Source organism: Streptomyces sp. NPDC050085 (assembly GCF_044460595.1).
In the GTDB taxonomy this organism is placed as follows: Bacteria; Actinomycetota; Actinomycetes; order Streptomycetales; family Streptomycetaceae; genus Streptomyces.
This window is the reverse complement of the sequence record NZ_JBITJZ010000007.1, coordinates 267,457-289,614: the sequence shown is the minus strand read 5'-3', so window position 1 is coordinate 289,614 and position 22,158 is coordinate 267,457. Positions and strand designations below refer to the sequence as shown.

Here is a 22,158-nt window from a genome sequence, read left to right as displayed (position 1 = left end):
AAGGGGCCCTCCCCTCACATGGGCCCCTCCCCCGGCTCAGCGCAGATCCAGCCGGTGCACGCCTCCCAACTGGGTTCCGACGTAGAGGCTGCGGCCGTCGAGGCTCGCGGCCAGCGACAGCACGTCGGTGTTCTGCAGGGTCCCCGAGACGTTGCGCCAGGTGCGGCCTCCGTCCGTGGACTTCAGAACTCCCCTTGCCCCGTACGGGACTTCACCCGGCATCCAGCGCCCGGTGGTGCCCGCGTACAGCGCGCCGCCCGCCTTGACGACGCCCGAGACCTGGATCTTCAGGCCGCCGTGATCCGCGGTGTGGAAGGTGCGGCCGCTGTCGGAGGTCCAGCGCAGAGTGGTGCCGCCGACGATCAGCCGGGACCCGTCGGTGGCGAGCGCGGAGATCTCGCCGTCGGCCGCCTTCGTCAGGGTCTTGCCGAAGTCGTCCGAGTAGAAGAGGCCGCCGTACCCGCCGAGCCAGATCCGCCCGTCCTTGCGCGGGTCCACGGCCAGTGCGCGGTACCGGTCGTTCTTGCGCAGGCTCTTCCAGTGGGCGCCGCCGTCGGTGGTGGTGTAGACGCCGGGACCGTCGGGGCTGGTGTAGGACACGGCGATCCGGTCCGGGTCCTTCGGGTCGACGAGGAGCCCGAGGGTGGTGCCGTCGAGCTGCCCCTTCTCCTGCCAGGTGCGGCCGCCGTCCGTGCTCTTCTGCACGGAGAGGCCGGCCAGGCTGTCGAACGTCCGCCACACGATCCTGCTGTCGCGGGCGTACGTCTGGATGGCGGCGACCTGCGTACCGGACGTGCCCTCGTGCTCGCCCGCGCCCCACTCCGGCGAGGCGACGGGCAGCGGCGTGCGGTACATGCCCACGTCGGTGCCCGCGAGGAGCCCGCCGTCGGCGACGGCGAGCGCGGGGACGCTCGTGCCCTGGACGCCGATGCGGTGCTGCCCCGAACTCCCGTCCCCACCGCGGTAGATGCCCGCGGAAGCCGCACTGACGGTGTACGACCCGTCGGCCCAGCGGTCGTAGTCGTACACCACCGTGGCGGGGTTCGGCTTGCCGATGTCCTGCCAGGTGGCGCCGGCGTCCTTGCTGACGCGGGTGACGTGGTCGGCACCGTCGAAGAGGATCGTGCCGTTGCTGACGGTGAGCAGCCCTCGGGTGTCGCCCGTGCCCGGGGACCAGGTGCGGCCGCCGTCGCTGGTGATGAACAGGCCGCCGTTCTTGCCGAGGACCTGCACGACGACGAGCTGGTCGTCGCCTCCGAACCCGGAGATGAGCTGCGAGCGGTCCGCTGCCACGGAGAAGATGCGCTCCGCCTTCTTCGGGCCGTCACCGGTCATGTCGCGCACGACCCAGATGTCCTTGCCCGACCACGCGTACAGGTCGTCGCCGCCCATGGCGATCTTCCCGACGTACGACGGCAGGCCGAGCTCCTCGCTCTGCCAGCTGTCTCCCTTGTCCCGGCTGACCAGCATTCCGTTGTCCGACTCGGCGACCAGGACGCGGGTGTCCGCGTCGCTGACGAGGTTCGAGTAGGACACGTCGGGCGCGTTCAGCCGCTCCCAGGTGCGCCCCTTGTCCTCGGTGCGCAGGATGCCTCCGGAGCCCACCGTCCAGGAGACGGCCTGCATGGCCGACCACCAGCGGTCGGGGTTGTGGGCGTCGATGACGACCGAGGGCTCGTTCGTGTCGGCCCCGGAGAACGGGGTGCGGGTGCGCTGCGTCCAGGTCTTGCCCGCGTCGGTGGTGAGCCAGGCCCCCGGGTTGCCGCTCTGCGTCATGACCGCCTGCTGCGGCGCACCCGGGGCGAGGGTGACCGTGCCGTCGGCGCTGTTCGGCCCGACGGGCTGCCACTTCGCGCCGTGCGCGTCGGCGGGCGTGACCTCGAACCCGCCGCTGCCGTACTGGCGTTGGCCTCCGGAGGCGTTGGCGCGGGCGGTCAGCCGGTACGTGCCGACGTCGAGCCCGGTGAGGTCGAGGGCGAAGTAGTGCGGGTCGGCCGTGGGGCTCGTCGTCCTGGTGTACGTGCGTCCCTTCGGCGGGTCGACCGTGAGCACCGGCGGCGCAGCTAGCGCGGCCAGCGAGTAGACGTACACCGTGCTCGCGCCCGTCGAGGGGTCGGGCGTCGCGTCGACGGACAGGGGCGCCGCTTCGAGCAGGTACGGCACGCCGAGCAGCGCGGAGCCGTGGTCGGTGACGCTGATCGTCCCGGAGAAGTGCACGAGGCTCTCGGGGCGGCGCGCCTCGACGGTCAGCCGCACCGTGGCGTCGCGGCCCGGCCGGATCGTGACCCGGCTCGGGCTGACCCGGGCGCCGTCGCCGTCGACGGACACGGACCCGCTGACGGTGCGCTTCGAGGAGTTGTGCAGCGTGACCGTGCGGGTGCCGCTGATGCGGGAGTCGCCGAGATCGGCGAGACCGAACGAGACCGTGGCCGGCGACGCGGTCAGCACGGCGTCGGCCGCGGCGGCGACGTCGAGCCGTCCCGCGCCCTGGGCGATGGTGTCGACACCCTTGAGGCGGTGGGCCGTTCCGGTCAGCTCCGCGCCGATCTCGGTGGCGGAGCGGTCGGGCCGGAGCTGGCGCAGCAGCGCGGCGGAACCGGCGACGAGCGGCGAGGCCATCGACGTACCGGACATGCGCCAGGCGCCGGACTCGACGATGGACTTGGGCACGGTCGAGCGGATGTCGACGCCCGGGGCGACGAGGTCCGGCTTGAGGCGCTGGTTCTGGTCGGGGCCGCGCGAGGAGAAGGCGGCCATCTCGTCGCTGGAGTCACGGCCGGACAGGGTCAACTCGGCCTTCTGCTGGGCCAGTTCGACGAGCTCCTGGCCCTGGATGCGGTCGACTCCGGTGACCACGATGTGGTCCATGCGCAGGTCGCCGTCCGCGCCCATGAGGCGCCGGGCGCTGTCGGCCGCGACCGGGGCACCGTCGCCGGGCCGGCTCGAAATGACAGGGCCGCCACCGCCGCCGGAGACGCCGCCGATCAGGGCGATCGCGCCGCGCTTCTCGGCCTCGGCGTACACGTTGAGGTCGTCCTGGTAGACGGGCGCGTCCTCGCTGCGGGTGGGCGGGTACGCGTACAGCAGGATCTTGCCGCGCACGTCCCCGGCCCGCTCCCAGTCCTCGGGGGTGCCGGTGCCGATGTCGACGATGCCGCCGGTCGCGGGGGTGTCCGCCGGGTTCGCGGAGACCAGGCCGCGATAGGTCTCCAGGGTCTCCTGCTGTCCCTTCAGGCGCAGTTCGGGCACGGAGATGCCGCTGGTGGAGGCGCCGACGGCGAGCACGCCGCGGGCGGCGGCGGGGCTGCCGACCGTGTTCGGTCCGGGGCCCTCGTTGCCCGCGGCGGCGACGACCACGACGCCCGCGTCGACGGCGGCGCTCGCGGCGAGGCCCAGCGGGTCGGTGCCGTCGCCGGGGCCGCCGATGCTCATGTTGATGACGTCGGCACGGTGCGGGTTGGCCGGGTCGATGGCGGCCTCGATGCCCGCGATGATCGCGGAGGTCTCGCCGTAGCCGTCCGCGTCCATCACCTTGTACGCGAGGAGCTGGGCGTCCGGGGCGGCGCCGGTCACGCCGTTCGGCCCGGCGGCCTTCGCGGCGATGATGCCGGCGACGTGGGTGCCGTGGGCGTTGTCGTCCATCGGGTCGTCGTCGTTGTTGACGAAGTCGTGGCCGCCGACGACCTTGTGGCCCTCGCCGAAGCCGCCGCCGAGGTCCGGGTGCGTGTAGTCGACGCCGGAGTCGATCACGGCGACGGTGACACCCTTGCCGGTGGCCTTGCCGCCGCCGGGCGCGGGGCGCTCCCACACCTCGGGCAGCCCGACGAGTTCGTGCGCGTCGGTGGCCTGGATCTTCATCCGGGTGTCGGGCACGACGGCCTTCACCCCGGGCAGCGAGCGCAGCTGCGCCAGGCTGTCGCCGTCGACGGTCATGGAGACCGCGTTGAGCACAAGTCCCATGCGGCGTACGGACTTCGGGTCGGCACCCGCGTCCTTCGCCTCGCCGACCACCGCGTCCTGCCGGTCGTCGATCCTCTCGCGTGCCGTGCGGACGTCGGCGACGCGGGCGTCACGGGCGGCGCCCGCCGGTGCCTCGAGGGCGGTGGCCCCGTCGAGTTCGACGATGACGCGGGTCCGAGCGGGAGCGGCGGCCGCCTGGGCGGCGGGTGCCGCTCCGAGCAGTCCGCCGAGCACGGCGGCGGTCAGCGCGGCGTGCAGTGGTCTTCGGACGCGGTGGCGCGTGTGAGGTATCTGGTGGCCCATACGGGGACTTGGTAGTCGGAAGTACGGGCTCCGCACAACGATTCGGACCGGCCCATTGATGCAGCTGGCACACATGGGCCAGGATCCCGGCATGAACGATCAGCTCGCCGCCGTCGGCGTCGACCCCTTCGACGAGGGCGTCTACCGCGCCCTGCTCACCCGCGAGGCCGCCTCCCCCGGGCAGCTCGCCGACGAACTCGCGTGCTCCGCGGACCGGGTGGGCCGCGCGCTCGCCCGGCTGCACGACCTGGGCCTGGTCGGACGCCTGTCCGGAGCGCGCCGCCGGTACGCGGCGATCGACCCGGAGCACGCGGTGGACGCGCTGGTGCGCACCCGCGCCGCCGAACTGGACCAAGTGCGCGCCACGGCGACCGAGTTGGCGCGGATGTTCTCTGCGGGGCGGCACGGCGGCGGCGAGGAGGTGGAGATCGTGCACGGCCGCGAGGCGCTCGGCCGCTGGTTCGTCCGGCTCCAGCAGGAGGCCAGGGAACAGGTGCGCACCCTGGACCGGCCGCCGTACGCGCTGACGACCACGAACCCGGTGGAGGAGTCCGCGCTCGCCAGTGACGTGACCTACCGCGCAATCTACGCGCCCGAGGCGCTGGAGTGGCCCGGGGTCCTGGACGACATCCGCCGCCTGGTCGGTCTCGGCGAACAGGCCCGGGTGCTGCCCGGCCTGCGGGTGAAGCTGGCGATCGCGGACGACCGGATCGCACTGATGCCGCTCTCCCTGGACCTCACCGACGTACGGGCCGCGGTGATCCGGCCCTCCGCGCTGCTCGATGCGCTCATCGACCACTGGGACCTGTGCTGGCGTGCGGCCGAGCCGCTGGACGCGCCCGCCGAGGGGCCGCTCGACGCCGACGACCGGCTGATGCTGTCGCTCCTGGTGAGCGGGTTGAAGGACGAGGCGATCGCCCGTCAGCTCGGCTGGTCGGTGCGCACGATGCGGCGCCGGATGAGCCGGCTGCACGAACTCCTGGGCGCGGCCAACCGGTTCCAGGCCGGTGTGATCGCGCAGCGCCGCGGCTGGATATGACCGGCAGCCCGCTCCCACACTTCGGCGGGCACCGAACGGAGCGCTGCCTACGCTCGCGTCCATGACCACCGTGACCTCCCCGCCCGCTTTCCCGTCCGCCTTCCCGCACACGTCCGTCGAGCCGAGCGTCCTGTACTTCGGGACGCCCGTGGTGCTGCTGTCGACGGAGAACGCGGACGGCACGTTCAACCTGGCCCCGATGTCGTCCGCCTGGGCGCTGGGGCAGACGCTCGTCCTGGGGCTCGGCACCGAAGGACAGAGTGCGCGCAATCTGGCGGTGCGCCCCGACGTGGTCGTCAGCCTGCCGGGCCCGGGCCAGTGGCAGGCCGTCGAGCGGCTCGCCCCGCTCACCGGCCGCTTCCCCGTACCCGCGTCGAAGCCGCGGGGCTGCCGCTTCGAGCCGGACAAGTTCGGCGCGGCGGGTCTGACGCCACAGCCGTCGGTCACGGTCCGGCCGCCGCGGGTCGCCGAGTGCCCGCTGCAGTTGGAGGCGCGGGCCGTGGACGTACGGCCGGACGCGGGCGGGGAGTTCACAGTCGTCGAGGCGGCCGTGCGCCGGGTGCACGCCACATCCGACATCGTCGTGCCCGGCACCGGCCACATCGATCCGGTGGCCTGGAGCCCGCTGGTCCACAACTTCCGCCACTACTTCGGACTCGGCCCCGAACTCGGCCACACCTACCGCAGCGAGACCGCCCGGGATTGATTGATCAAAGCTTTGCCGTTGGCCGGATCATTTTGATCGCCCGAGGCAACCGACCTCAAGACCCTTCCCCCGCAAGGGATTTGCGAAGGGGATCATTCCGCGCCGCTTGCCCCGGCGGCCGGAATCCTCCGATCGCGACGCCGCCCGAGATCACGAGCGCATTGACCGCGACCACCGCCATGACACACGCTCGAAACATAGATGCCGTGTACAACAGATCCGGCTCCACCGGCACCCGCGCCTGCGTATCCGCAGGTCGTCGCGGCCGTATCCGGCTGTCCACGGCGCGGCGGAAGCAGGAGGAAGCGTATGTGTGGCATCACTGGCTGGGTCTCCTTCGACCGTGACCTGCGGGCCTCGGCCGAGACATTGGATGCGATGACGCAAACCATGGACTGCCGCGGTCCCGACGACCGCGGCACCTGGATCGAGGGGCCCGCGGCGCTCGGTCACCGCAGGCTCGCCATCATCGATCTGCCCGGCGGCCGTCAGCCCATGACGGCGACGACACCGGACGGCACGGTCGTACTCGTCTACTCGGGCGAGACGTACAACTACACCGAGCTGCGGGCCCAACTCGTCGCCCGTGGTCATGAGTTCAGGACCGACTCGGACACCGAGGTGGTGCTGCGCGGCTACCTCGAATGGGGCGAGCGGCTGCCGGACCGGCTCAACGGCATGTACGCGTTCGCCGTCTGGGACGGCCGCGTCGGCAGGCTCCTGATGATCCGCGACCGGATGGGCATCAAGCCCTTCTACTTCTACGAGACCGCGGACGGCGTGCTGTTCGGGTCCGAGCCCAAGGCGATCCTCGCCAACCCGCTCGCCCGCGCGCGGGTCACCTCGGAAGGACTGCGCGAGCTCTTCACGATCGTGAAGACTCCGGGGCACGCCGTGTGGGACGGCATGCACGAGGTCGAGCCGGGCACGGTCGTCACCGTCGACCGCTCCGGGCTGCGCCGACGCGCGTACTGGACGCTCGAGACGACACCCCACACCGACGACCGCGACACGACGATCGCGACGGTGCGCGGCCTGCTCGACGACATCGTGCGCCGCCAGCTCGTCTCGGACGTGCCGCGCTGCACGCTCCTGTCGGGCGGGCTCGACTCGTCGGCGATGACGGCGATCGCGGCGCGGCAGCTGGCCGAGCGGGGCGAGACCGTGCGCAGTTTCGCGGTCGACTTCGTCGGTCAGGCGGAAAACTTCGTCGCCGACGAGCTGCGCGGGACGCCCGACACCCCGTTCGTGCACGACGTGGCACGCTCGGCGGGCACCGATCACCGCGACATCGTGCTCGACTCGCACGCCCTGGCCGATCCGGAGGTGCGGACCCGGGTGATCAGGGCCCGCGACATACCGGCAGGCTTCGGCGACATGGACGCCTCGCTGTACCTGCTGTTCAAGGCGATCCGCGAGCACTCCACCGTGGCCCTGTCCGGCGAGTCGGCGGACGAGGTGTTCGGCGGCTACCTGCAGTTCTTCGACGAGGAGGCGCGCAGCGCGGACACCTTCCCGTGGCTGGTGCGGATGGGCCGGCACTTCGGTGACGACGCGGACGTGCTCCGCCCCGACCTCGGCAAGCGCCTGGACCTGGAGGGCTACGTCGCCGACAACTACGCGGGCGCGGTCCGCGGCATCCAACGCCTCGACGGGGAGAGCGACTTCGAGTACCGGATGCGCCGCATCTGCCACCTCCACCTGACGCGGTTCGTGCGGGTGCTGCTCGACCGCAAGGACCGCGCGAGCATGGCCGTCGGCCTGGAGGTGCGGGTGCCGTTCTGCGACCACCGGCTCGTCAGTTACGTGTACAACACGCCCTGGGCGCTGAAGTCGTTCGACGGCCGCGAGAAGAGCCTGCTGCGCGAGGCGACCGCCGACGTGCTGCCCAAGTCGGTGTACGACCGGGTCAAGAGCCCGTATCCGTCGACGCAGGACCCGAAGTACTCCCTCGCACTGCAGGACCACGCGAAGGAACTGCTCGCGCAGCCCGCGCACCGCGTCTTCGACCTCGTGGACCGCGAGCGGCTCGCGAAGGCCGCGCACCGCGAGGCGCCGCAGATCACCCAGGCCTCGCGCCGCGGCCTGGAGCGCACCCTGGATCTGGCGCTCTGGCTCGACCTGTACCGGCCGGAGCTGGCCCTCGACTGACTGGCGGCCGGCGGCGGACTGTGCTTATCATCCCCGGCAGCATCGCGTGTCGGTCACCGACTGGGTGAGACATGGAGGTGCCGGAGTTGCCTTCTGGAGGCAATCCATCGTGGCAGTTCAGCTCAACCACACCATCGTGCACGCCCGGGACAACCGGGAATCCGCCGAGTTCCTCGCCCACATCCTCGGGCTCGAGGTCGGGGCCACGTGGGGCCCGTTCGTCGCGCTCGAACTGAGCAACGGCGTGACCCTGGACTTCGCGTCCATCCCCGCCGAGTCGATCGTGACCCAGCACTACGCCTTCCTCGTCACCGAGGAGGAGTTCGACGGCATCTTCCGGCGCATCAAGGACGCCGGACTCACGTACTACGCCGATCCGCACGGAAAGCAGCCGGGCGAGATCAACCACAACGACGGCGGTCGTGGCGTGTACTTCATGGACCCGGCGAACCACGGCATGGAAGTCATCACCCGCCCCTACGGGAGCGGCGACAACTGAGGCATCCCGGCAGGGCCGCGTCTTCGGCGCGGCCCTGCCGTTCGCCTGCCCGCCGTTCCCGGCGTGCACCTGCTCCGTCAGCCGAATTCCGTCACGTGGAGAACGAAGAACACCGTTCCCACCACCAGCGCCGCGCCTCCCAGCGCCGCCATGCCAAGGGCCGTCCGCCGCGCCGGGCGGCAGACGAGCTCGGCGTCCTCCTGACGGACACTCGCCGAGCAGGGCAGCGCCGCGAGACCGTAAGTCACCAGACCGGCCGTAGCGAGCGTCAGGCCGAGTCCGAGCCACGTCACACCCGCGGACATAAAGGACATACGACTGATTCTGCGGGCAGTTCGGCGATCCCGCTATTTCGGCGGGATCCGCAGCCGCACTCCGACCTCGATGCGCGCCGGATCGGCGATGCCGTTCAGCTTCGCGAGCTCCGAGTAGCGCTGGGCGTCGCCCAGTTCGGACTGCGCGATGGCGGACAGGGAGTCGCCGGGGCGGACCTCGTACACGCGGTCGGCCAGGCGCGCCGCGATCCGCTTGCGCATCGAGGCCATCGTGAAGCCCTTCGGGTCGATCTTCCCGGGCTGCCACTCGCTGTGGCCGATGACGGAGCCCGCGCCCCAGCCGTGGTGGCGGCACAGGGCCGCGGCGGTCTTCTCGATGGTGTCGAGCTGGGCGGCGGGCCAGGGATCCTTGCCGTCACCGAGGTTCTCGCACTCGAAGCCGTAGAAGTGCCGGTTGCCGTCGACCGTGGCCTCCGCCTTCTTCGGCAGGGCCGCCTCGGCGAGGACGGCCTTGAGGACGTCCGGGTCGCCGAGCCCCGCGTGGTTGGCGCGGCCGTAGCCGACCAGGTGGATCGTGCCGTCCTTGGCGATGACGCCGTGGCACAGCGGGCCCGGCAGCCCCTCGTAGCCGTCGCGGCACAGGCGCACGGTGGCGTCGGTGCCCTTCGTGACCGTGTGGTGGATCATGACGCCGTGCACCGGCCCCCAGGCGCCCTTGTGGTTGCGGTGGTGTCCGCGCCAGTCGTCGCACTCCGTCACGGCCGCGCCCTCGGCGCGCAGGGCGGCGGCGAACTGGTCCGCACTCATCGGCTCTGCCATGACTGGGACCCTAGAGAGAAATCGGTGAACCCGCAGGTCGGAGCGGCATTCGTGGCAGGCGGGCGGGCTACGCCACATGCGGGAGGCGGGCGCCGCCGGTACAACGGAATCATGAGCAACGGCACCTGGACCATGCCCGTCGACAAGGGCCGCGTCAGCGCCAAGTACCGCCAGCCCGGCGGTTGGGCGGCCGGTTTCCACACCGGCGTCGACTTCGCGGTCCCGACCGGCACACCCGTCAAGTCCGTAGGGCCCGGCACCGTCGTCACAGCGGGCAACCAGGGCGCGTACGGCAACGCGGTCATCATGAAGATGGACGACGGCCGCTTCACGCTCTACGCCCATCTGAACTCGCTCGACGTGAAGACCGGACAGTCCGTCGGGGGCGGCCACCGCCTCGGCCTCTCGGGCGCGACCGGCAACGTCACCGGCCCGCACCTGCACTTCGAGGCGCGCACCCGCAACGAGTACAACGCGCACACCGACCCGATGGCGTACCTGTCCTCGCACGGTGTCGCGAAGGCGGGTGCCAAGAAGGCCGCCGCGCCCCGCAAGAAGGCGACGACGGCCAAGACGGCCACGGCGAAGAAGACGACCGCGCGCAAGAGCGCCGCCCCCGCCTCGTACACGGTCCGCTCGGGCGACACCCTGTCCGGGATCGCGTTGTCCAAGCTGGGCAACGCGGGCCGCTACGGCGAGATCGCGAAGCTCAACGGGATCGCGAACCCGAACCTGATCCAGGTCGGCCAGAAACTGAAGCTGCCCGCCAAGTAGTCCCCTCCAAGCAGTCCCCGCCAAGTAGCCTGCGGGCAAGGGGAGTTCATGCCGCTCACGAAGGACCAGCGCGAGGATTTCCTCACCGCGACGCACCCCGCGTGCCTCGCGGTCGAGGCGCGCGGCGGGCGCGGCCCGCTGACCGTGCCGATCTGGTACGCGTACCGGCCGGGCGGCGCTTTCACGGCCGTCACCGCGCACGACAGCCGCAAGGCGCACCTGCTGGCGGCGGCCGGCCGGTGCACACTGCTGGTGCAGCGCGTCGAGCCGACGTACCGGTACGTGTCGGCGGAGGGGCCGGTGGCCCTGCGCACGGCAACGGCCGACGACATCCGCCAGATCGCCGGCCGCTATCTGGCCGAGGACGTGCTCGCCACGTACGTGGAGAACTCCTTGCGGCGCTACGGCCCCGACGGCCTGGTCCTCGTACAGCTGCATCCCGAGCACTGGCTCAGCGCGGACCTCGGGGCGGCCTGACCGGTCGGGCGTCCGGTCGGGCGTCCGGTCGGGCGTCCGGTCAGGCGTCCAGGCCCGGCACCGGTGCGCCCGAGGGGAAGCCGATCTCGACGTACGCGTCGTAGAACTCCTTCCACGCGGGGGCCGTGGGCGCGGGCTCGTCACGGTCGGCCGCGTCGAGGGCGCACAGGCACAGCTCCCAGCCCGCCGCGTTCCGTGCCGCGGTGTCGGCGCTCCCCAGCACGTTCGTCAGCATGAGCCGTGTCGTGCCGTCGTCGAGCGGCGTCACGTCCAGGCGCATCTCGTCCCCGCCCCAGCTGTAGGAGAGGTGGCGCGGGGCCTCGGCGGCGAGGACCGTGCCGGTCGACTCCGGCATGTTCGGGTCGTCGAAGAAGCGGATCGTGGCGCCCGGCACCAGCTCGGCGACCTCGAACGCCGACGGGAACCAGTGGGCGAGCTCAGCGGGGTCGCTCGCGTACTGCCAGACGCGCTCGGCCGGGCGCGCGTACGTGCGGGTGAGGCGGACGGCGGGCCGGCCGTCGTCCAGGGTGATGCTGTCGCCGGTGAGAGTCGTCATGCGTACGGCACCTTCCACGTCCACGGTCGCGAAGCTCGGTCTCGAAGCTCGGTCTCGAAGCCTCTTCGAGCCTCTCACCCGCCACTGACACCCGCCCCTTCACCGCCGTGGTGGTGGTACGGCCCGCGTTTCCCGGGCAGGCTCGGAGGCGTCTGCACCCGGCCCCGGAAGGGAGACCCCGTGAACGGCAACGCCTCGTACGGCAAGAAGGGCTTCAAGCGGTCCCGCAGTCACTTCGCCGACCGGATCACCGCCGACGGGCGGGACGGCTGGCCGGTGGAGCCCGGCCGCTACCGGCTCGTGGTGAGCCTCGCCTGCCCCTGGGCGAGCCGCGTCCTGGTGGTGCGGCGCCTGCTCGGCCTGGAGGACGCCCTGTCCCTCGCGGTGACCGACCCGATCCAGGACGACCGCAGCTGGCGCTTCACCCTGGACCCGGACGGCCGCGACCCGGTGCTCGGCATCCGCTACCTCAGCGAGGCCTACGACGCCCGGGAGACGGACTATCCGGGCGGCGTCAGCGTGCCCGCGATCGTGGACGTACCGACGGGCAGGCTCGTCACGAACGACTTCCAGCAGATCACCCTCGACCTGGAGACGGAGTGGACGGCGCTGCACAGGTCCGGTGCGCCCGATCTCTACCCGGAGGGGTTGCGCGACGAGATCGACGACGTCATGGAGGACGTGTACCGGGACGTGAACAACGGGGTGTACCGCGCCGGGTTCGCGACGAAGCAGAGCGAGTACGAGGACGCGTACCGGGACGTGTTCGGACGCCTCGACGCCCTGTCGCAGCGGCTCGCCGGGCAGCGCTATCTCGTCGGGGACACGATCACCGAGGCCGACGTGCGGCTGTTCACGACCCTCGTCCGCTTCGACGCCGTCTACCACGGCCACTTCAAGTGCAACCGCAACAAGCTCACCGAGGACCCGGTGCTGTGGGCGTACGCGCGGGACCTGTTCCAGACGCCGGGCTTCGGCGACACCGTCGACTTCGACCACATCAAGCGGCACTACTACGAGGTGCACGCGGGGATCAATCCGACGGGCATCGTGCCGCTGGGCCCCGACCCGTCGGGCTGGAGCACGCCGCACGGGCGCGAGCGGCTCGGCGGGCGGCCGTTCGGCGACGGGACGCCGCCCGCTCCTCGGTAGGGTCGGCGGGTACGCCCCACCAGGTCACGGAGTCGCCATGTCCCGCCCTTATGTGCTGTTGTCCGCCGCCGTCTCGCTCGACGGCTGCCTCGACGACACCGGGCCCGAGCGGCTGCTGCTGTCGGGGCCCGAGGACTTCGACCGGGTCGACGCGGTGCGTGCGGCGAGCGACGCGATCCTCGTCGGCGCGGGCACGCTGCGCGCGGACCGGCCGCGGCTCCTGGTCAACTCGCCCGAGCGGCGCGCGAAGAGAGTCGCCGAAGGGCTCCCCGCGTACCCGCTGAAGGTGACGGTCAGCGCGTCCGGCGACCTGGACGCGGACGACCCGTTCTGGACGACCGGCGGCGAGCGGCTGCTGTACACGACGGACGAGGGCGCCGCGCTCGCCCACGCGCGCGTGGGCGGCGTCGCCGAGGTCGTCGCGCTCGGCCCGGACGTCGACTGGGAGGCGCTCCTGGACGATCTCGGCGGGCGCGGGGTGCGCCGCCTGATGGTCGAGGGCGGGGCGCGGGTGCACACGCAGTTGCTGCAGGCCGGGTTCGCGGACGAACTGCGGCTCGCGGTCGCGCCGTTGGTGGTCGGCGAGCCGGACGCGCCGCGGCTGTTCGGGCCCGGCGCGTATCCCGGCGGGCCGCGCGGCCGGATGCGCCTGCTCGGCTCGGAGCAGGTGGGGGACGTGATCGTGACGCGGTATGCGCCGACCGTGCCCGGCACGACGCGGGCGGCGACGGCCGCGGACCGGCACTGGCTGCGGCTCGCCTGTGAACTGGCCGCCGACTGCCCGCCGTCCGAGACCGCGTTCAGCGTCGGCGCGGTCGTCGTCGCGGCCGACGGCACGGAACTGGCCCGGGGTCATTCGCGCGAGGCGGGCGATCCGGTCGTGCACGCCGAGGAGGCCGCGCTCGGCAAGCTCGCGCCCGCCGATCCGCGTGTGGCCACGGCCACGGTCTACAGCAGCCTGGAGCCGTGTGCCCGCCGGGCGTCGCGGCCCAAGCCGTGCGCGCGGCTGATCGTGGAGGCGGGTGTGCGGCGGGTGGTGACGGCGTGGCGGGAGCCGGACACGTTCGTGCCGGGCGCCGACGGGATCGGGGTGCTCGCCGAGGCGGGCGTGACCGTCGCTCAGGTCCCCGCCCTGGCCGAGGCCGCGATGCGGCCGAACCTGCATCTGATGACGGGCGAGCGATGAGTTCGGACGAGCGATGAGAGGTGCGATGACCTGGGACCCGGACGCCCCCGGAGTGCTGCGGCTGCCGTCGGGACGGCTCGTGCGCGGACGCGGACTGCGCAGGCCGCTGCCGCCGGGGCCCTCGCCGACGTACGGCGTGTACCTCCTCGGTGAGCAACCCCCGTCCCAGGACTGGGAGTCGACGTGGCTGCGCTGGCCCGACTTCCGGCTGCCGTCCGACCGGGGGCGGGCCCGTGCGGTGCTGCAGGACGCGTGGCGGCGGTGCGCCGCCGAGCGGGTGGAGCTGGCCTGCGCCGGTGGCCGCGGCCGCACCGGGACCGCGCTCGCCGCGCTGGCGGTTCTGGACGGGGTGCCTGCGGCAGAGGCCGTCGCGTACGTGCGGGCGCACTACGACCGGCATGCCGTCGAGACGCCGTGGCAGAAGCGGTACGTACGCCGGTTCACCGCCCCGAACAAATAGGTTGCGCCGCGCCCTGACCCCCTGTGCACCATGGGCGGGCCAGTGCCCTCAGCCGATCAGGAGACCGGAATGCGCCGATTCCTCGAAGCAGTTCAGCGACCCCGCCGGACCATTCTTCTCGAGGACTCGACCTTCCATGCAGACCCCGCACGTGCGGCCGGAACCGGTGCGCACGACCCTGAACATCGGCATTCTGGCCCACGTCGACGCCGGTAAGACCAGCCTCACCGAGCGGCTCCTGTTCGACACGGGCGCCATCGACCGGCTCGGCAGCGTCGACGCCGGTGACACCCGGACCGACAGCGGCGCGATCGAGCGGCAGCGCGGCATCACCATCCGCTCGGCCGTCGCCGCGTTCACCGTCGGCGACACCCAGATCAACCTCATCGACACCCCGGGCCACTCCGACTTCATCGCCGAGGTCGAGCGGGCCCTCGCCGTGCTCGACGGGGCCGTCCTGCTCATCTCCGCGGTGGAGGGCGTGCAGGCGCAGACGCGCGTGCTGCTCAAGACGCTGCGCAGGCTCGGCCTGCCCACGCTCGTGTTCGTCAACAAGATCGACCGGGCGGGGGCGCGGATCGCCCCGCTGCTCGACGACATCCGCCGTCGGCTCACCCCGCTGGTGGTGCCGCTGGCCGATGTCCGGGACGCCGGTACTCCGCGGGCGAGGGTGCTCCCCCGCGGCCTGGACGGACCGGCCGCGCGGGACGACGCCGCCCGCATCCTCGCGGAGGTGGACGAGTCGGTCCTCGCCGCGCTGGTCGACGGGCCGCCGCCGGACGCCGCGGCGGTGCGGGCCGCGCTGGTGGCGCGGACCGGTGACGGCACGGTCCACCCGGTGCTGTTCGGCTCGGCCCTCGGCGGCCAGGGGGTGCCGCAACTGATCGCTGCGGTACGGGAGTTCGTTCCGGCCACGGTGAAGTCGGGCGCGGCCGCGGCGCGGCCGGCCGGGTCCGTGTTCGCGGTGCGGCGCGGACCCGTCGGAGAGCGGATCGGGTATCTGCGCCTGTACGAGGGTGAGGTGAGGTCCCGTCAGAAGGTGACGTTCCTGCGGCGCGACGCCGAGGGCGGCATGGAGCGGGTGGCCGGGCGCCTCACCGGGGTCCGGGTCGTCGGCGGCGGCGACCGCGTGGGCCCCGGTCAGATCGCCGAGGTGCGGGGCGTCAGCGGCATCCGGGTCGGCGACCGCCTCGGTGAACTCCCGGGCGGGCAGGCCCGGTTCGCCCCGCCCACGCTGCAGACCCTCGCGCGTGCGGTGCGGCCCGGGCAGGGCGCCGCACTGCGCTCCGCGCTGCTCGAACTCGCCGACCAGGACCCGCTGATCCATGCCCGCCCCGAACCGGACGGCTCCACCGCGCTGCTGCTGTACGGAGAGGTGCAGAAGGAGGTCCTGGCGGCCACGCTGGCCGAGGAGTTCGGGATCGACGCGACGTTCGAGCCGAGCCGCATCCGGTGCGTGGAGCGGCCCGTGGGCACCGGCGAGGCGGTCGAGGAGATGGGCCGGCACAGCACGACGGGGCTGCCCGCGACGGTCGGTCTGCGCGTCAGGCCCGGGCCGCCCGGTGCGGGGCGCGTGTTCTCGTACGAGACCGAACTGGGCGCGCTCCCCCGGGCGTTCCACCAGGCGATCGAGGACACGGTGCACGCCACGCTGGCAGAACCCGGTCCGCGGGGCTGGCCCGTGACGGACTGTCATGTGACGCTGATCCGCTCGGGGTTCGACTCCCCGGTGAGTGTCGCGGGCGACTTCCGCGCCGTGACGGCGCTCGTCGTGCGGAGGGCCGTCGAGCGGGCCGGGACCCGGGTCTTCGAGCCCGTGCACGCCTTCGAGGCGGAGGTGCCGCTCGACGCGCTCGCGCCGGTCACCGCTCAACTGGCCGCCCTGGGCGCCGAGTTCGGGGAGACGACGGGCGGCCGGGAGTCGTGGGTGGTCACCGGGGTGCTGACGGCGCGCAGGGTGCGCGAGATGGAGCTGGCCCTGCCGGGGCTCACGCGCGGCGAGGGGGTGTGGTGGTCCCGTGTGTCGGGCGATCGCCCGGTGCGGGCGTCCGGGGCGGTGGCACAGGCGTGATCAGCCGATACGGTGGAACCCGGCCTCCTGGGAAGGGAGGTTTCCGTCATGACGCCGAGGGCTGTGGCACTCCCCCGTTGGGCGAGGCTCGTGGGCGTGATCGTGGTGGTGCTGGCCCTGCTGTTCACCGGGCTGCGGCTCGTGAACAAGCTGGGCGACGTGTTCGGCACCGAGACGCACGACCGGTCGGGTCCCGCGCTGCTCAAGTCCGTTCGGGACCTGAGCCGTTACGACGCCGCGTCGGGGAACTTCCAGGTCGTCGTCGATCTGGAGAAGGACACCAAGTACCTGCCGGACGCGCTCCGCGGGACGCGGACCCTGTACGTCGGGGCCGGGTCCGTGGACGCGTACGTGGATCTGGGCCGGGTCGACCCCGGCGACGTGCGGGTGAACAGCGAGCGGACGTCGGCGACGCTGCGGCTGCCCCATGCGAAGCTCGGCAGCCCGACGCTCGACACGGACCGCTCGTACGCCGTGTCCAAGCAGCGCGGGCTGCTCGACCGGCTCGGCGACCTGTTCTCGGACAACCCGAACGACGAACGGACCGTGCGCAAGCTCGCCGCGCAGCACATCGGTGAGGCCGCGCGGGACAGCGGCCTCACCGCACGGGCCGAGCGCAACACGACCGACATGCTGAAGGGACTGCTGCGCTCGCTGGGCTTCAAGGACGTGCGCGTGTCCTACGAGGCGTGAGCCCACCCGGAGTTCAGGGGCGCAGCGCGATGATCACCGTGGCGTAGAGGTCGTCGTCCCGGGCGACCTCGGGCTTCAGTCCTGCGGCGCGCACGACGGCCTCGGCGGACTCGGCCTGGCGCTCGCTGGTCTCCACGAACAGCCGGCCGCCGGGTGCCAGCCAGCGCGGGGCGTCGGCAGCCACCCGGCGCAGCACGTCGAGGCCGTCGGCGCCGCCGTCGAGGGCCATGCGCCGCTCGTGGTCGCGGGCCTCGGGCGGCAGCAGCGGCAGATCGCCGGTGGGGACGTAGGGGCCGTTCGCGACGAGGACGTCGACGCGGCCCCGCAGATCCGCGGGCAGCGGCTCGTACAGGTCGCCCTCGTGGACCTGGCCGCCGAGCGGTGCGAGGGTGCGCCGGGCGCAGCGCACCGCGGCCGGGTCCAGGTCGGCGGCGTGCAGCCGTGCGGGCCGCAGGTCCGCGAGCAGCGCGGCGACCGCGCCCGTCCCGCAGCACAGTTCGACGACGACCGCGCCCGGCCCGGTGAGCGCGAGGGCCTGCCGGGCGAGGAACTCGGTGCGGCGGCGCGGCACGAACACCCCGGGGTCGACGGCGATGCGCCGGCCGCAGAACTCGGCCCAGCCGACGACGTGTTCGAGGGGAAGACCGGCGGCGCGGCGCTCGACCATGGCGGTCAGCTCGGCGGCGTCGCGGGCACTGGACATCAGGATCCGCGCCTCGTCCTCGGCGAAGACACAGCCGGCGGCGCGCAGGGAGTCGACGACCTCGGGCTCCGAAGAGCCGGGCGGCGACGGGGGGAACGACAGGGCTGACATGGCTGGTGGGACGACCTCTCGGGATACCGATGGGGCTCCCGGGCGCCTGCAGGCCGCGGTCCCGCTCAGCTCCGGCGGAGGGGGCGTACGGCGTGCACGGCAAGGGAAGGGAGCTCCCGACCTGCTGCAACGGTGATCGGACTCACCTCCTCGTCCCTCGTGGTCCTGCTGGGCCCGGTCACACTACCGCACCGGATGCAGCGTCCGATTTCCGCCAGCACCGTCGCGTGCGCGCGAGCAGCCTGGAGGCATGAACACTTCCGAACAGGCCCGGATCCCGACCGGGCGGTCCCCGATCCGGTACGCGATCCTGCCGGGGCCGCTCGGCGACATGATGGCGGTCGGCGAACCGGCGCCGGACGCGCCGGGCGGTGTCGCGCTCGTGTCGCTGTCGCTGCCGGGGCAGCGCGGCCGGGCCGGTGTCCGCCAGGAGTGGCGGCACGACCCGGACGCCTTCACCGCCCTCGCCGAGCAGTTGACGGCGTACTTCGACGGGCGGCGCACCGGCTTCGACCTCGCCTTCGCCGCGCGCGGCAGCGCCTTCGAGCGGCGCGTGTGGAGCGCCCTGGAGGAAATCCCGTACGGCACCACGACGACGTACGGCGCGCTCGCCGGGCGGCTCGGCGTCGAGCGCGGCGAGGTGCGTGCGCTCGGCGCCGCGATCGGCCGCAATCCGCTGCTGGTCGTGCGCCCCTGCCATCGCGTCATCGGCGCCGACGGCACCCTCAAGGGTTATGCCGCCAGGGTCGGCAGGAAGAAGCAACTGCTGGTCCTGGAGGGGGCGTTGCAGCCGCAGCTCACTCTGATGTGACGCGCGCCCGCACCCGCACCACCGTACGTACGAGAAAGAGGCACGCACCGTCATGACCAGTACCACCCCCGCCACCGGCACGCCGGACGACCGGCTCGGGCGTCTCGACTGGGCCCAACTCGCTGCGGAACTCGACGAGTTCGGCAGCGCCCTGACGCCGACGCCGGTGCTGACGCCCGCCGAGTGCCGGTCCGTCTCCGCGCTCTACGACGACGCGGCCCGGTTCCGGTCGACGATCGACATGGCCCGCTACCGGTTCGGCCGCGGCCAGTACCGCTACTTCGACCACCCGCTGCCCGATCTCGTACGGGAGTTGAGGACCGCGTTCTATCCCCGGCTGCTGCCGATCGCCCGGTCCTGGGCGCGTCGGCTGAACCGGCCCGCGCCGTGGCCCGACTCCCTCGACGCCTGGCTGGAGCGGTGCCACGCGGCGGGGCAGACGCGGCCGACGCCGATCCTGCTGCGCTACGACGCGGGCGACTGGAACGCCCTGCACCGGGATCTGTACGGCGAGTTGGTGTTCCCGCTGCAGGTCGTGATCGGCCTGGACGAGCCGGGCACGGACTACCGCGGCGGTGAGTTCCTGATGACCGAGCAGCGGGCGCGGGCCCAGTCGCGCGGGTTCGCCACGACGCTCACCCAGGGGCATGCGCTGGTGTTCACGACCCGCGACCGGCCGGTGCGCTCGGTGCGCGGCTGGGCGGGCGGGCCGATGCGGCACGGCGTGAGCACGGTCCGCTCGGGCCGGCGGCACACGCTGGGCCTCGTCTTCCACGACGCGGAGTGACGCCGCTCGGCGGACGCCGGTGACAGGTCCTGCCCCGGTCACCGGCTGCGGCGCAGTGCCCGGTCCGTCACGGTGAGCGCGACCAGCAGGACGCCGAGGACGACGCAGGCACCGGCCATCAGGTGCAGTCCGGCGTCGTCGGCACGCTGCCCGTAGGCGAGGGCGATCAGGCTGGAGGCGGTGATGGCGCCTATGTACTGGGCGGTGCGCTGCAGGCCCGCGGCGGCGCCGATGTCGGCGGCGGGCGCGTACTCCTGGACGGCGGCCTGGTTGCTGGTGCCGATGAGCCCCTGCGGGATGCCGAAGCAGGCGCCCGCGAGGAGCAGGACCGCGAGCGGGGTCGCACCGGAGACGAGGGTGAGCAGACCCGCGCCCGCGGTGAGCAGGACGCAGGCGACGGTGAGCGGGGCACGGATGCCCTTGGTGCGGGCGCCCAGCAGGGAGCAGGCGAGAGCGGCCAGTGACATGGGCAGCATGAGCAGTCCGGTGTGCCCGGAGGAGTAGCCGCGCCCCTCTTCCAGCCATTGGGTGTAGCCGTACATGACGCAGTAGATGAGCAGATAGCTCAGGCCGTGGCGGGCGTAGGTGCGGGCGAGCGGTCCGTTGCCCGCGAGCATCCGGACGTCGACGAACGGGGTGCGGCAGCGCAGTTGCCACCACAGCAGCGCCGCGGTGAGCACGGCGAACGGGGCGAGCAGCCACCACAGCGGGTGGTCGAGGTCGAGGAGGAAGAAGACCAGCACGGTCAGGGCCGTGGAGAAGAGGCCGATGCCGAGGGGGTCGAGGGCGAGCCTCGGGGCGGGCTGCGTGGCCGTGCCGCGCGGCGGGTCGGCGGGGATCCAGCGGAGCGCGCAGACGAACGCGACGGCGGCGACCGGCACGTTGACCGCGAAGATGCCGCGCCAGCCGACGACGGTGACGAGGAGTCCGCCGAGCGTCGGGCCGACGGCCGCGCTGCCGAGCGCCGCGAAGGAGAGCCGGGCCATGACGGTGCGCGGCGGGCGGCGGCCCACCCGGCGGCCCTCGTCGCGCAGGACGGCCATCGCGGCCGGGTAGGCGGCGGAGGTGCCGATGCCGAGCAGGAGGCGGGAGACGACGAGCCAGCCGAAGGAGGGGGCGAGGGCGCCGACGAGCCCTGAGGCGCACACGACGACGAGTCCCGCGAGGAAGACGCGGCGCGGGCCGAGCGCGTCGGCGAGCTTGCCGAGCACGGGCTGGGCGACGGCGCTCGCCAGGTACAGGACGGAGATCAGCCAGGCCGTGTCGGCGGCACCGATTCCGAAGTGGTGCCCGATCGCCACCAGGGCGGTGGAGATCATCGTGGTGTTGAGCGGGTTGAGCAGCGAGCCGAGCAGGAGCGGGGCGGTGAGCCGGGCGCGGAATCCGGTCGCCTCCTCGGTCGGGGCGGGGGCCACGGTGACCGAGAGGGCGGTGTCGCCGGGTTCACCGGTCACTTCTGGACCAGCCGTTCGAGCAGTTCGGTCGCCTCGGCGAGGGTGCGGCGCTCGGTCACGTCGAACTCGGCGACGAGGGCCTGCGCGAGCCAGCCGTGCTTGGCGGCGCGCACGGCTTCCAGGGTGGCGCGGCCGCTGTCCGTGATCGCCATGACGGACTGGCGTCCGTCGGTCGGGTCCGGGGAGCGCGTCACGAAGCCCTGCTCCTCGAGGGCGCCGAGGGTCAGGCGCATGGACTGCGGCCTGACGTACTCGGACCGGGCGAGCGCCGCGGTGGTGGCGGGGCCCTCCGTGAAGAGGCGGGCCAGGACCGTGCGCTGCGTGGGGGTGAGGAGGCTGTCCGGCGACGCACTGCGCAGCCGGCGCGAGAGCCGACCGACGACGGTGGCGAGGTCGGCGGCGATCTGCTCGGTGGGCGGCTCGGCGGCCGCGGGTCCCTGCGTTCCTGACATGACTCCACGGTAGGAGATAGACAGGAAGCCTTGCAAGTTTTCCTTACGACCATCCGCGCCGCCCGGGCCATACGGATGACCCGGCCGCACCCCTCAGGCGTCCAGGGCACCCAGCAGCGCCCGGGCGCACAGGTCGCGCACCTGCTCCCGGGTGAGCTCGGGCTCGTCGAGCCAGTCGAGGCAGACGGCGACGAGGAAGGCGAGCCAGCCGCGCACGGCCAGGCGCAGCGCGGCCGGTTCCGGGAGCCGGTCCGTGATCTCGGGATCGGCGGCCAGCGCCGCCAGGATCTGCTGCTCCTGCGCGGCGAGCCCGTCGCGGTAGACGGTGCGCACCGTGGGGTCGCCCGCGGACTCGGCGCGGTGGAAGGCGCGGAAGCCCTCGGCGTGCGCGGCGATGTAGCCGAGGAAGGTGTCGAGTCCCGCGCCGAGCTGCTCGCGCACCGGGATGCCGGGGACGGCGGCGGTCAGCCGCAGCATCCGCTCGCTCTCCCGCCGTACGACCGCGGCGAAGAAGTCCCGCTTGTTCGGGAAGTAGTGGTAGAGGAGTCCGCGGGAGACACCCGCGATCTCGGCGACCTGCTCGATCCAGACGTCGTCGTACGGACTCTGCGCGAACAACTGGGCACCCACGCACAGGAGTTGCTCCTTGCGCTGCTCGGTGCTGAGCCTGCGCCGGGTCGCCCGCTGTGCCGTCATGGCCGCACCCTACTGGACGGACC

At 72.8% G+C, this 22,158-nt stretch carries 21 protein-coding genes; 13 read left to right on the top strand and 8 right to left on the bottom strand.

The genetic code is table 11. From position 1 onward, the window contains the following. Positions 1-36: 36 nt before the first annotated feature. A complete protein-coding gene (locus ACIBUY_RS26600; protein ID WP_399153935.1) occupies positions 37-4,263 on the bottom strand; it encodes a S8 family serine peptidase in 4,227 nt (1,408 codons plus the stop codon). 91 nt (positions 4,264-4,354) lie between these two features. Between ACIBUY_RS26600 and ACIBUY_RS26595 the strand changes: the two genes are divergently transcribed. The 4 genes from ACIBUY_RS26595 (at position 4,355) to ACIBUY_RS26580 (ending at position 8,658) form a co-directional block, all read left to right on the top strand. Further along, a complete protein-coding gene (locus ACIBUY_RS26595; RefSeq protein WP_399153934.1) occupies positions 4,355-5,302 on the top strand; it encodes a helix-turn-helix domain-containing protein in 948 nt (315 codons plus the stop codon). 61 nt (positions 5,303-5,363) lie between these two features. Further along, entirely contained in the window at positions 5,364-6,008 is a 645-nt protein-coding gene (locus ACIBUY_RS26590) for a flavin reductase family protein (protein ID WP_399153933.1), read from the top strand. Positions 6,009-6,317: 309 nt separating this feature from the next. Next, positions 6,318-8,159, top strand: coding sequence for an asparagine synthase (glutamine-hydrolyzing) (gene asnB / locus ACIBUY_RS26585; RefSeq protein ID WP_399153932.1), 1,842 nt, complete (start codon positions 6,318-6,320; stop codon positions 8,157-8,159). A gap of 109 nt (positions 8,160-8,268) precedes the next feature. Continuing rightward, complete coding sequence (locus tag ACIBUY_RS26580; protein WP_365565903.1) at positions 8,269-8,658, top strand: VOC family protein; 390 nt, start codon at positions 8,269-8,271, stop codon at positions 8,656-8,658. A 77-nt stretch (positions 8,659-8,735) separates the two neighbouring features. Here the strand turns inward: ACIBUY_RS26580 and ACIBUY_RS26575 are convergent, their stop codons facing one another. Both ACIBUY_RS26575 and ACIBUY_RS26570 read right to left on the bottom strand, forming a co-directional pair. After that, entirely contained in the window at positions 8,736-8,972 is a 237-nt protein-coding gene (locus ACIBUY_RS26575) for a hypothetical protein (protein ID WP_365565905.1), read from the bottom strand. 33 nt (positions 8,973-9,005) lie between these two features. Next, positions 9,006-9,752: an N-acetylmuramoyl-L-alanine amidase gene (locus tag ACIBUY_RS26570; protein ID WP_399153931.1), complete on the bottom strand. Its 747-nt coding sequence runs from the start codon at positions 9,750-9,752 to the stop codon at positions 9,006-9,008. Between the two features lie 111 nt (positions 9,753-9,863). Here ACIBUY_RS26570 and ACIBUY_RS26565 point away from each other — a divergent pair, with 111 nt between their 5' ends. Next, a complete protein-coding gene (locus tag ACIBUY_RS26565; protein WP_399153930.1) occupies positions 9,864-10,526 on the top strand; it encodes a peptidoglycan DD-metalloendopeptidase family protein in 663 nt (220 codons plus the stop codon). A 48-nt stretch (positions 10,527-10,574) separates the two neighbouring features. Beyond that, entirely contained in the window at positions 10,575-11,003 is a 429-nt protein-coding gene (locus tag ACIBUY_RS26560) for a pyridoxamine 5'-phosphate oxidase family protein (protein ID WP_365565908.1), read from the top strand. 40 nt (positions 11,004-11,043) lie between these two features. Here the strand turns inward: ACIBUY_RS26560 and ACIBUY_RS26555 are convergent, their stop codons facing one another. Continuing rightward, on the bottom strand, positions 11,044-11,559 hold the full coding sequence (locus ACIBUY_RS26555; protein WP_399153929.1) for an SRPBCC family protein: 516 nt from the start codon (positions 11,557-11,559) through the stop codon (positions 11,044-11,046). A 180-nt stretch (positions 11,560-11,739) separates the two neighbouring features. On the opposite strand from ACIBUY_RS26555, the gene ACIBUY_RS26550 reads away from it, so the two are divergent. From ACIBUY_RS26550 to ACIBUY_RS26530, 5 genes are all read left to right on the top strand, one after another. Next, the gene (locus tag ACIBUY_RS26550) at positions 11,740-12,711 is read left to right on the top strand and encodes a glutathione S-transferase C-terminal domain-containing protein (protein ID WP_365565911.1); all 972 of its coding nucleotides are present in this window, start codon (positions 11,740-11,742) and stop codon (positions 12,709-12,711) included. 37 nt (positions 12,712-12,748) lie between these two features. Beyond that, a complete protein-coding gene (locus ACIBUY_RS26545) occupies positions 12,749-13,897 on the top strand; it encodes a dihydrofolate reductase family protein (protein WP_399153928.1) in 1,149 nt (382 codons plus the stop codon). 25 nt (positions 13,898-13,922) lie between these two features. Continuing rightward, complete coding sequence (locus ACIBUY_RS26540; protein WP_365565914.1) at positions 13,923-14,357, top strand: protein phosphatase; 435 nt, start codon at positions 13,923-13,925, stop codon at positions 14,355-14,357. A gap of 136 nt (positions 14,358-14,493) precedes the next feature. Then, complete coding sequence (gene otr(A) / locus ACIBUY_RS26535; RefSeq protein WP_399153927.1) at positions 14,494-16,428, top strand: tetracycline resistance ribosomal protection protein Otr(A); 1,935 nt, start codon at positions 14,494-14,496, stop codon at positions 16,426-16,428. A gap of 48 nt (positions 16,429-16,476) precedes the next feature. Continuing rightward, positions 16,477-17,121, top strand: coding sequence for a DUF4230 domain-containing protein (locus ACIBUY_RS26530; protein ID WP_365565918.1), 645 nt, complete (start codon positions 16,477-16,479; stop codon positions 17,119-17,121). Between the two features lie 13 nt (positions 17,122-17,134). Here ACIBUY_RS26530 and ACIBUY_RS26525 read toward each other — a convergent pair whose 3' ends face one another. Next, positions 17,135-17,935: a putative protein N(5)-glutamine methyltransferase gene (locus tag ACIBUY_RS26525; protein ID WP_365565920.1), complete on the bottom strand. Its 801-nt coding sequence runs from the start codon at positions 17,933-17,935 to the stop codon at positions 17,135-17,137. Positions 17,936-18,185: 250 nt separating this feature from the next. Between ACIBUY_RS26525 and ACIBUY_RS26520 the strand changes: the two genes are divergently transcribed. Next, on the top strand, positions 18,186-18,746 hold the full coding sequence (locus tag ACIBUY_RS26520) for a methylated-DNA--[protein]-cysteine S-methyltransferase (RefSeq protein ID WP_399153926.1): 561 nt from the start codon (positions 18,186-18,188) through the stop codon (positions 18,744-18,746). Between the two features lie 52 nt (positions 18,747-18,798). Next, positions 18,799-19,533 (top strand): 2OG-Fe(II) oxygenase, encoded by a 735-nt coding sequence (locus tag ACIBUY_RS26515; RefSeq protein ID WP_399153925.1) that lies wholly within the window; start codon positions 18,799-18,801, stop codon positions 19,531-19,533. Positions 19,534-19,571: 38 nt separating this feature from the next. On the opposite strand, the gene ACIBUY_RS26510 is transcribed toward ACIBUY_RS26515, so the two are convergent. The 3 genes from ACIBUY_RS26510 to ACIBUY_RS26500 all read right to left on the bottom strand — a co-directional run bounded on the left by ACIBUY_RS26510 (position 19,572) and on the right by ACIBUY_RS26500 (position 22,135). Next, positions 19,572-20,987, bottom strand: a complete 1,416-nt coding sequence (locus tag ACIBUY_RS26510; protein ID WP_399153924.1) for an MFS transporter — start codon at positions 20,985-20,987, stop codon at positions 19,572-19,574. After that, positions 20,984-21,439: a MarR family transcriptional regulator gene (locus ACIBUY_RS26505; protein ID WP_365565926.1), complete on the bottom strand. Its 456-nt coding sequence runs from the start codon at positions 21,437-21,439 to the stop codon at positions 20,984-20,986. Before ACIBUY_RS26505 ends, ACIBUY_RS26510 begins: the two co-directional genes overlap by 4 nt. A 93-nt stretch (positions 21,440-21,532) precedes the next feature. Continuing rightward, positions 21,533-22,135: a TetR/AcrR family transcriptional regulator gene (locus tag ACIBUY_RS26500; protein ID WP_399153923.1), complete on the bottom strand. Its 603-nt coding sequence runs from the start codon at positions 22,133-22,135 to the stop codon at positions 21,533-21,535. Between the last annotated feature and the right edge of the window lie 23 nt (positions 22,136-22,158).

Bases quoted from the DNA above. Each gene is read 5' to 3' on its own strand.
- ACIBUY_RS26600 (WP_399153935.1), bottom strand. From the start codon at position 4,263: ATGGGCCACCAGATACCTCACACGCGCCACCGCGTCCGAAGACCACTG.
- ACIBUY_RS26595 (WP_399153934.1), top strand. From the start codon at position 4,355: ATGAACGATCAGCTCGCCGCCGTCGGCGTCGACCCCTTCGACGAGGGC.
- ACIBUY_RS26590 (WP_399153933.1), top strand. From the start codon at position 5,364: ATGACCACCGTGACCTCCCCGCCCGCTTTCCCGTCCGCCTTCCCGCAC.
- asnB (WP_399153932.1), top strand. From the start codon at position 6,318: ATGTGTGGCATCACTGGCTGGGTCTCCTTCGACCGTGACCTGCGGGCC.
- ACIBUY_RS26575 (WP_365565905.1), bottom strand. From the start codon at position 8,972: ATGTCCTTTATGTCCGCGGGTGTGACGTGGCTCGGACTCGGCCTGACG.
- ACIBUY_RS26570 (WP_399153931.1), bottom strand. From the start codon at position 9,752: ATGGCAGAGCCGATGAGTGCGGACCAGTTCGCCGCCGCCCTGCGCGCC.
- ACIBUY_RS26565 (WP_399153930.1), top strand. From the start codon at position 9,864: ATGAGCAACGGCACCTGGACCATGCCCGTCGACAAGGGCCGCGTCAGC.
- ACIBUY_RS26560 (WP_365565908.1), top strand. From the start codon at position 10,575: ATGCCGCTCACGAAGGACCAGCGCGAGGATTTCCTCACCGCGACGCAC.
- ACIBUY_RS26555 (WP_399153929.1), bottom strand. From the start codon at position 11,559: ATGACGACTCTCACCGGCGACAGCATCACCCTGGACGACGGCCGGCCC.
- ACIBUY_RS26545 (WP_399153928.1), top strand. From the start codon at position 12,749: ATGTCCCGCCCTTATGTGCTGTTGTCCGCCGCCGTCTCGCTCGACGGC.
- ACIBUY_RS26540 (WP_365565914.1), top strand. From the start codon at position 13,923: ATGACCTGGGACCCGGACGCCCCCGGAGTGCTGCGGCTGCCGTCGGGA.
- ACIBUY_RS26530 (WP_365565918.1), top strand. From the start codon at position 16,477: ATGACGCCGAGGGCTGTGGCACTCCCCCGTTGGGCGAGGCTCGTGGGC.
- ACIBUY_RS26525 (WP_365565920.1), bottom strand. From the start codon at position 17,935: ATGTCAGCCCTGTCGTTCCCCCCGTCGCCGCCCGGCTCTTCGGAGCCC.
- ACIBUY_RS26520 (WP_399153926.1), top strand. From the start codon at position 18,186: ATGAACACTTCCGAACAGGCCCGGATCCCGACCGGGCGGTCCCCGATC.
- ACIBUY_RS26515 (WP_399153925.1), top strand. From the start codon at position 18,799: ATGACCAGTACCACCCCCGCCACCGGCACGCCGGACGACCGGCTCGGG.
- ACIBUY_RS26505 (WP_365565926.1), bottom strand. From the start codon at position 21,439: ATGTCAGGAACGCAGGGACCCGCGGCCGCCGAGCCGCCCACCGAGCAG.
- ACIBUY_RS26500 (WP_399153923.1), bottom strand. From the start codon at position 22,135: ATGACGGCACAGCGGGCGACCCGGCGCAGGCTCAGCACCGAGCAGCGC.